Below are 7,698 nucleotides of genomic sequence, written 5' to 3'. Positions count from 1 at the left end.
CAGTCATACCAATACCTGGCGATTATCTTCCAATAGCCGTCTTTTTGATAGGCACAGTTCCAGCACTATACATCTGCAAAGGAAACTACGGATTGTTCTTTAAGAAATTAAGGCTTAAAGATTTTGGACTGATAATATTATGTGTAATAGGAATGTATGTCTATTCTATTGTGATAAGCCTGATTTTAAATGCCTTCCTGGGAATGGCACCTCATCCCACAGTAGGTGAGCAAGTAACTCTAATGACTGCATTGGGTATGCTTATCCAGCTGATGGGAGAGGAATTCTTCAAGATATTACTTCTGCTTCTGATAATGTATGTAATCTACAAATTAACCAGCAACCGTGGCATGGCCCTATCCATAGGTCTTATTGCATCAATGGTAATTTTTGGAATTGTCCATTACAATGCCTATAACGGCAGGATTTTGCAGATAATACTGATTCAGGGTTTCGGTTCAATATTTGAGTATTATGCATTTCTGAAAACCAAAAATGTATGGGTTGGATATCTAATCCATGTTATACGAGATTTTGTTCCATTAATACTTAGTCTATTGCATATATTACCTACTGCCTAAGGATTGAATCATAAAATGTGGAGGAAATGATTCTCCACCGAACCTTTTTTTTCTTTCGTGTCTAATTAAAAATATTATCAATAACTTTTGATGACAAAATTTCTTATTTGAATAATACTTATGCATACTGGATGATAGAATAATCAATTGATGCTCTTGAACATATTGGTAGGATTTGTATATTTATAAAATTTGAGTTAATCTGTAAATGTTGTAGATTGTGTTTTTGAGTTTTGTATAGATTTTTAAAAAATTTTTGCGAAAATCAAATAGGATTTCTACAAAGTCTTTTTTTTAAAGAAAGTACAATATAAATAAATTTAATATATGTCTTTGTAATAATATATAATAAGGGAGGGATATGATGAATATAGCAATTGCTTCTACTGAATTTGAAAGTATTATTAAAACTGGAGGATTAGGAGACGCTATTTATGGAATATCTAATGCATTATCTAAATATGATGAATTTAATGTTTGTGTAATATTGCCAAATTTTAAAAATGTTGATGATAAAGATTTTAAAAATATCGGTCAATTTAAAATTGCCAATTCTAAAATTACGGCTGATGAAGATTTAGAAAAAATTGGCGGAAATTTTTTGTTTAAAAAAATAGGTAATATTGATGTTTATCTAATAGATAATGAATATTATTTCAACAGAGAAAAGTTATATGGATATGACGATGATTTGTTAAGATGGTCATTTTTTAGCCGTTCTATTTATGAATTAATAAAACAAGAATCAATAAATCCTGATATTATCCATACAAATGATTATCATGAAGGATTACTATCCTTTATCAGTAAAAATAAAGGTGATATGAATTGCAAACATGTTGTATCAATTCACAATGCATATTTCCAAGGACATTATCAATTCAATGAAACAAACTCAAAATCATTATTTGAGTATTATATTGATGATAATTGGGATGAAGATGATATTAATTTATTGAGAGTATCTGTTTTTAATGCAGACTATGTTTTAACAGTTAGTCCGGATTATGCCGAATCAATTAAATATACTAATTTTGGTGAAGGTTTGGAGGATTTATATTGTGAAAAGAATGCAGTCGGATTTCTCAACGGTTTGGATACAAGTACTTATGACAGGTTATCAGATGATTTCGAGTCATTTGTTAAGGTGAAAGAAAAATATAAATTAAAATTACAGGAGAGATTTAACTTAAAAGTTGATAAGGATATTCCCTTATTTGCATATATCTGCAGATTAAGTTATCAAAAAGGATCACATATTATTCTGGAAGCTATAAAAGATATTGTAGAAAATGGCCAGTTAATAGTTTTAGGTACTGGTGATGAAGGCTATGATGAGCAATATGCCGAATTAAATGGTAAACTGGATAATTATATTGCAATCATTGATTTTGATTCACAATTGGCTAATGAAATTTATATTGCTTCAGACATGTTTTTAATGCCTTCATTTTTTGAACCTTGTGGTATTAGTCAGTTAATTTCACAATATCATGCTTGTCTGCCAATTGTAACAAATGTTGGTGGTTTAAAAGATAGTATTATTGAATATGATTTGGAAAATGCCAACGGATTTAAATTGAATGAATTTGGTGTTGAAGAATTAGTTGATACGATTAACACTGCAAAAGATGTATACTTTAATGATAAAGAAAAGTGGTTAAAATTAATGAAAAATGCTTATAATACAGATAACTCTTGGGAGAAACGTATTGAAAATTATGTTAATTTTTATAAAGAAATAGGTGATAATAATGCATGATATGAATAAGTTATTTTGTTTTTTGTTAGCTGGAGGAGAAGGAAGTAGATTGAAATCTTTAACTAAAGATACATGTAAACCATTAGTCAAAATTGGTTCTCATTATCATCTTGTAGATTTTACTTTATTAAATTGTCTATATTCGGATATATTTAATATAGCACTTATTGTACAGTATGAATCAATTGACTTAATTAAATATGTATTTGAATCTAACCTCCCTTCTATTGGAAATTTTTATATATTACCTCCAAAAACTAAATTGACCAGTAAAGAAAATATTATATATCAAAACACTGCGCATTCTGTTTATTTAAATAGAGATATAGTTGGGGATAATTTTGAAGATATAATAATTTTATCCGCAGATCATGTATATTCTATGGATTATGCTGATTTTTATAAAATTCATAAAGAAAATAATGCTGATTTAACAATTGGGTGTGTTGAAGTTCCAATGGAAGAGGCAAGTCGTTTTGGTATTTTTAATTTAGATGAAAATGGAAAAATTGAATCTTTTGAAGAAAAACCTGAAAATCCTAAAAGCAATTTTGCATCAATGGGAATTTATATTTTCAAAAAAGAATTATTATTTGAAGTTTTGGATGAATTGGTGGAAAAAATTGGATATAATCTGGATTTTGGAAGAGATGTTATACCATTTTATCTTGAAAAATACAATGTTGGTGTGTATAAGTTTGAAGGTTTTTGGAGAGATTTAGGTACTATTCAGGCATTTTGGCAAATTAATATGGCTATTTTGGATAATCCTCATCTTATTTTACAATTTTTAAATTTTAATGAAAGGTTTAAAATTTCACAAGATACTTATACTTCAGTTCCGGCGTTCTTTGATTCCGATTCAAAGATGTCTTCTTCAATTATAGGTAAGAAATCTTTTATTAGTGGCGTAATCATTCATTCGGTAATTGGTAATAATGTTCGTATAGAACCTGGTGTCGAAATTAAGGATTCTGTTTTAATGGATAATTGTACTGTTAAAAAGGGAGTTACTATTAAATATGCAGTAATATCACAAAATTGTGTAATTAAAGAAGATGTAATTGGTGAACCGGATAATATTATAATAATTTAATTGGTGATGTTATGGCTAAAATGTCTGATTGGATTGATGAAATTAATGACCAGGAAAAGTCTTCATCTTCAAAAAAAGACTACGTTGTGGGTAAAACTAAAAAGTTATTTGATAAGCTTAATGGTAAATCTCAGGATTTAAAAGATTTGGTTAATGAAAATCCTAAAAAGGCGTTAAGGTCTATGGTCATTCCATCATTTTTTTCATTGCTTTGTCTTTCATTAAATGGATTGATTGACACTATTTTTGTTTCAGAATGTGGATCTGCTAGCTTAATTGGTGTGGGTATTATACAATCCATTTTTGTAATACTTGTAGGATTTGGTACGGGATTATCTGTTGCAACAAATTCATCATTATCATATGCAATTAGTAAATATACATCGAAAGATTATGCACGTAAAATTGTTGATAATAGTATTGTTTTAACATTGATTATAGGTATTATATTATCAGTATTTCTAATATTAACATTAAAACCATTATTATTGGCACTTAACATTTATGAGCCAGCTATTGAGCCTGCATTAATTTATGGTTATATTCTATTCGGTGGAAATATATTTTTCTTCTTTGCAGCTGTAATACCGGCTATTTTAAAAGCTTCGGGTGAAATTACTAAAACCACTTACTCCTTAGCTTCAACTTCATTATTAAATATTGTATTGGATTATATTCTTATTCATGAATTAGGATATGGTGTTTTTGGTGCAGCTATTGCAACAGTATTCTGTTCAGCATTATGTTGTACTTTATTGGTTTATTTCATGATGAAAAGCGATTATATTCAACTAACTTTACCAGGCACTCTTTTCAGTCATGATTGGAGTATTATGAGAAAAATATTTTATGATTCACTTCCAATTACTTTTGAAAGTATTATTTTATCTTTATTTGGATTTTTAGCAAATGTTATTTTTAATTTATTAAATTCACCTCCGGATTTAGCAGCATTTATTGCATCATATAAGGTATATTGCTTTTTAATTATACCTGTTTTAGCAATCGCTGAGGGTAATGTTACAATTATCGCATACTTGTTTGGTAAAAATAGCTTTAAAACAATGAAAGGACTGTTGAAATATGAGCTTAAAATTGCATGTTTAATCTCAGCTGTATTGTGGGTAATAGTTTTAATATTCAACAATCAAATTACACATCTATTTGTTGTTAATAATGATATGGCTGAAATTGCTGCATTGAATTTTGCTTTACCTGCTCTTAATATACTTTTAATGATAATGCCATTTGGTTTAATATCAGTTTCAATATTGCAAGGTATACAATGTTATAAGGAGTCATTTATTCTATCATCTCTACGTTCTGTTGTTTTAGAGATTTTATTTGGATTCATTGGTGTTTTAGTTTTCCATGATGTAGTTATGGTATATGTTTTTATTATCCTTGGAGGATTGTTGGGTTGTTTATTCTCACTATATAAAACCCAGAGAATACTTAATTTAAAAATGAATAAAGTAAAAGAATGTTAATTTAAGAATTAACATTTTTTTAAACTTTTTTTAAAATTTTAAATGATAATTTTTCTAATTCAAATTCATTGTTGGATGAATCAAAAATTTCATTGGTCTGAATATCTTTTAATGTTATATCATCAGATATTAAATTAATGTTGAAGACTTTGCTGTCTGCATTATTCAATACTGTGTATATTTCTTCATCTTCAAATTTTCTTTCATATATTAAAAAATCATCATTTTCAATAAAGTGGATGGAACCTTTTTTCAATGCATTGGAATTTAATCTGATGGATATAAGTTCTTTGAAATGATTATAAATATCCATGTTCATGTTATTCCAAGGAAATACCTTTCTGTTATCAGGATCATCTTCTCCTTTAAGACCAACTTCGTCACCATAGTAAATCAAAGGAACTCCTGGAAGCGTCATTAATAAAACGGCCATTATCTTTAAATAAGTAATATTATCCTCTAATATTGTAAGTATTCTAGGAATGTCATGAGTACCTGTAAAATTCCATAAGGAATAATAATATTCAATAGGATAGTTTTCTATTAAGGAATAAAGCTTTTTACAGAATGTATTCGGTGTTAAATTTCCGAGCGCATAATTAATTGTCAAACCATGAAACGGATAATCTGTCACTGATTCGATTTCATTTCCGCACATATATGTTCTTATTTTTTTATCTTCTTTAGATATGAATGTAGTTGCGTCTTGCCACAGTTCACCAATAATTATTGCATCGCGGTTATTTTCTTTAATGGAGTTATAGATGTGGGTTAAATATTCGTCACTTAATAAGTCAGTAGCATCTAATCTCCAGCCGTTTATTCCTAGATTTAACCAGGTGTTTATAATGGAATTTTCATTATAACAGAAGTAGTCAAGGACTTCTTTATTTTTTTGATTATATTCTGGCAATGTATCTATATTTTCCCAACATTCATATTTTTCAGGAAAATCTGTAAATTTATACCAGTTATAGTATTTTGAATCTTTTGACTGATATGCTCCTAAAGAATCATAATTTCCATATCTGTTGAAATATTTACTGTCACTTCCACTATGATTAAAGACCCCATCTAAAATTAAATACATATTTCTCTTTTTTATTTCACTAACCAATTGTTTGAATATGTCTATATCACCAAAATCACTAGCTATCTTTTCATAATCTCCAATATTATATTTGTGGGATCCTTCAGCTTCAAAGATAGGGCTTAAATAAATAATATTGACTCCTAAATCTTCAAGATAATCTAATCTTTTTATAATTCCTTTTAAATTACCTCCATGAACTTCAAAGCCTCCTTTATGAACAGATTCTAATGAAGAATCTTCATTATCAAATCTATCAACAAAAATATGGTATGTTACACCTGTTTTAAACCATTCAGGAACTTTATTTTTTATATTATGGATATAAACTGAATAAAATGAATCAGGTTTTTTTTCCTGAGTTTTCTCTATGCAGTCGTAGAAATCAGGTTTTATAGTATCCAATTTCCCTATGCCACCAATCACATCATCATTGTTTATATAATAATAAAGTTTACCATTATTATTTAATTCAAAATAATAATATATCGGTCCGATATAGTTTGTTGTATCAAATTCAAGAGAATATTTATAATAGTTGCCCTCTTGGCCAATACAATCCAAGTCAAAGCTTTCAAATCCGGATTTTGATTGGGTAATGAGTTTTACATCGCATAATTCATTAGTTTTAATATTAAAATTTATATTGTTTTTTTGCTTTACTGCACCGAATGGTTTTTTATAATTCAAATCTTGTGAATCATATTTTACTTCAAACATTTTAACCCCTTTTTAATGTAATTTTGTTTAATTTAATCATTGCTTATTATATAATATTATTTTATTTTATTATCATTTTTAAATGTTATTCCTTTAGGAATTAAACTATATATAACATCAATAATATATTATATAATGTTATTTTATTGGAAGGTAATATAATGATTGGTAAAAAAATCCGTTTAGAAAGAATTTTTAATAGGAATACTGGCAGAACAGTTATTGCACCAATGGATCATGGTGTTTCCAGCGGACCTATTAAAGGAATTGTAAATATTGATGATACTGTTGAAGAAATCTCCCAAGGAGGAGCAGATGCAATTTTAATGCACAAAGGAATCGTTCAAAGAGGTCACAGAGGATACGGTAAGGACATTGGTCTTATTGTACACTTATCAGCAAGTACTTCCCTTGCACCGGATCCAAACAATAAGGTAACCGTAACTTCAGTTGAAAAGGCAATCCAATTAGGTGCAGATGCAGTTTCAGTACATGTAAACCTTGGAAGCGCAACCGAAAGTGAAATGTTGCAGGAATTAGGATCAATAGCTGAAACCTGTGATTACTGGGGTATTCCACTCTTAGCAATGATGTATCCACGTGGTCAGAAAGTGGAAAATGAACTTGATGTGGAATTTGTAAAACATGCTGCTCGTGTAGGTTCAGAATTGGGAGTAGACATTGTAAAAACAAATTATACTGGTGATCCAGATTCATTTAGAGAAGTAGTTGAAGGTGCACTTGTCCCTGTAGTTATTGCGGGAGGACCAAAAGTAGACACTGATGAAGAATTATTAAATATGGTAAAGGATTCTTTAAGCGTTGGAGGAGCAGGTGTAGCATTTGGACGTAATCTTTTCCAAGCAGAAAATCCTGGAAAAATTACAAAAGCAATATCAGAAGTAGTTCATAATGATATGGAAGTTGAAGAAGCTTTAAAAATCTTAAAATAGGGTGAT

At 28.7% G+C, this 7,698-nt stretch carries 6 protein-coding genes; 5 read left to right on the top strand and 1 reads right to left on the bottom strand.

Annotated elements, in window-relative coordinates; genetic code table 11:
* The 4 genes from ACKI5C_RS10965 to ACKI5C_RS10950 all read left to right on the top strand — a co-directional run.
* Nucleotides 1-581, top strand: a 581-nt coding sequence (locus ACKI5C_RS10965) for a type II CAAX prenyl endopeptidase Rce1 family protein (RefSeq protein WP_407433149.1), incomplete at its 5' end; no start/stop codon positions are given.
* A 364-nt stretch (nt 582-945) separates the two neighbouring features.
* A complete protein-coding gene (locus tag ACKI5C_RS10960) occupies nt 946-2,343 on the top strand; it encodes a glycogen synthase (protein ID WP_407433148.1) in 1,398 nt (465 codons plus the stop codon).
* Entirely contained in the window at nt 2,336-3,439 is a 1,104-nt protein-coding gene (locus ACKI5C_RS10955; RefSeq protein WP_407433147.1) for a glucose-1-phosphate adenylyltransferase family protein, read from the top strand. Before ACKI5C_RS10960 ends, ACKI5C_RS10955 begins: the two co-directional genes overlap by 8 nt.
* Before the next feature lie 11 nt (nt 3,440-3,450).
* Nucleotides 3,451-4,929, top strand: coding sequence for an MATE family efflux transporter (locus tag ACKI5C_RS10950; protein WP_407433146.1), 1,479 nt, complete (start codon nt 3,451-3,453; stop codon nt 4,927-4,929).
* Between the two features lie 19 nt (nt 4,930-4,948).
* On the opposite strand, the gene ACKI5C_RS10945 is transcribed toward ACKI5C_RS10950, so the two are convergent.
* Nucleotides 4,949-6,739 (bottom strand): glycoside hydrolase family 13 protein, encoded by a 1,791-nt coding sequence (locus ACKI5C_RS10945; protein ID WP_407433145.1) that lies wholly within the window; start codon nt 6,737-6,739, stop codon nt 4,949-4,951.
* A 158-nt stretch (nt 6,740-6,897) separates the two neighbouring features.
* On the opposite strand from ACKI5C_RS10945, the gene ACKI5C_RS10940 reads away from it, so the two are divergent.
* Entirely contained in the window at nt 6,898-7,692 is a 795-nt protein-coding gene (locus ACKI5C_RS10940) for a 2-amino-3,7-dideoxy-D-threo-hept-6-ulosonate synthase (RefSeq protein ID WP_407433151.1), read from the top strand.
* Nucleotides 7,693-7,698 lie beyond the last annotated feature (6 nt).

Source organism: Methanobrevibacter sp. (genome assembly GCF_045646045.1).
Taxonomy (GTDB): domain Archaea; phylum Methanobacteriota; class Methanobacteria; order Methanobacteriales; family Methanobacteriaceae; genus Methanocatella.
Note: the sequence above shows the minus strand (reverse complement) of the source record. Positions and strands in the feature narration are given on the sequence as shown.